2 protein-coding genes are annotated in these 1,250 nt (G+C 43.4%); both read left to right on the plus strand.

Going from position 1 to position 1,250, the window contains the following annotated elements; all coding sequences use genetic code 11:
• The first annotated feature begins 39 nt into the window (after positions 1-39).
• Positions 40-864: an IS4 family transposase gene (locus F6K51_RS37595; protein ID WP_293031358.1), complete on the plus strand. Its 825-nt coding sequence runs from the start codon at positions 40-42 to the stop codon at positions 862-864.
• Entirely contained in the window at positions 857-1,219 is a 363-nt protein-coding gene (locus tag F6K51_RS37600; protein WP_293031355.1) for an IS4 family transposase, read from the plus strand. Before F6K51_RS37595 ends, F6K51_RS37600 begins: the two co-directional genes overlap by 8 nt.
• The last annotated feature ends 31 nt before the right edge of the window (positions 1,220-1,250 follow it).

Consider the following 1,250-nt stretch of genomic DNA (forward strand, 5'->3'; position numbering starts at 1 on the left):
AACAGGCAAAGTATTTACAGATTTTGGTCAAATGAGAAAGTGACAAGAACACAAATATTGGCTTCACACAAGGAAGGCGTAGTGAGGAGATGTGTGGAAGCAGGAGTAGTGCTGGCAATACAGGACACGACCGACTTGGAGTATACGACACATGAAGCCACAAAAGGTTTGGGATATATAAATCAGACCCTTCAACAAGGAATTAAAGTTCATAGCTGTATAGCGGTCAGTGCCAAAGGAAAACCATTAGGACTGCTACATCAACAGAGTTGGACCAGAAAGCACAGGAGTGGTTTGAAAAAAGAACGCAAGAAAAAAGCGATTCAAGAAAAAGAAAGTTATCGATGGTTAGAGACAGTTAAGGGAGCTGAAGAAGGACTAGCGGAAAAAGCCAAGCTCATACATGTTGCAGATCGTGAGGCTGATATCTTCGAGTTATTCGCCCAAAAGCGTTCTGCTAATAGCGAATTACTGATTCGAGGAGAGTATAATCGCAGGGTTAAAGAGGAGATGGGATATCTGTTACCGATGATTGAACAAAGACCAATTTTAGGTACAATGACCATCAACTTAGAGCGTAATCCCAAACGTCCAGCTCGTCAGGCATCATTACAAATCCGAGGGATAAGAGTCACTTTGGAAGTGCCTCAACATCATCCCAAACCCCACAATCTCCATCCAGTGGAAATCAACGTACTACTGGTAGAAGAAACTGAGAAACCGGCTGATGGTAGTCAACCTATTCGTTGGTTGTTGCTCACAACTCTACCAATTGACGACTTCCAAAAAGCTTGGCAATGCGTGCAGTGGTATAGTTATCGATGGCTCATCGAACGCTTTCACTTTACCCTTAAAAGTGGCTGACGCACGAGAAAAACTTCAACTTCAAACTAGAGAGCGTTTACTCAAAGCACTGGCTACTTATAACATTGTTGCTTGGCGATTAATGTGGTTAACTTATCAAGCTCGACTTAATCCCGATGCTTCTTGCCAAGTAGTTTTCTCTCCACAGGAATGGAAGCTCTTGCGACGTAAATTTCAACCCAAAAACCGCTCGAAAAAACCTCCTACTCTTCGCCAAGCTCTGATTTGGATTGCACGTTTGGGTGGATTTTTGGCCCGTACCGGAGATGGCGAACCTGGCTTGAAAACTCTCTGGCGAGGGCTTTCTACCTTTTACCATTTGTTTGAAGGTTCACAACTTGCTTCTACATCCTAGTCTCTATCACTGTTTCGACTACTTTTGCCTA

This window comes from Moorena sp. SIO3I8 (genome assembly GCF_010692325.1).
Classification (GTDB): Bacteria; Cyanobacteriota; Cyanobacteriia; order Cyanobacteriales; family Coleofasciculaceae; genus Moorena.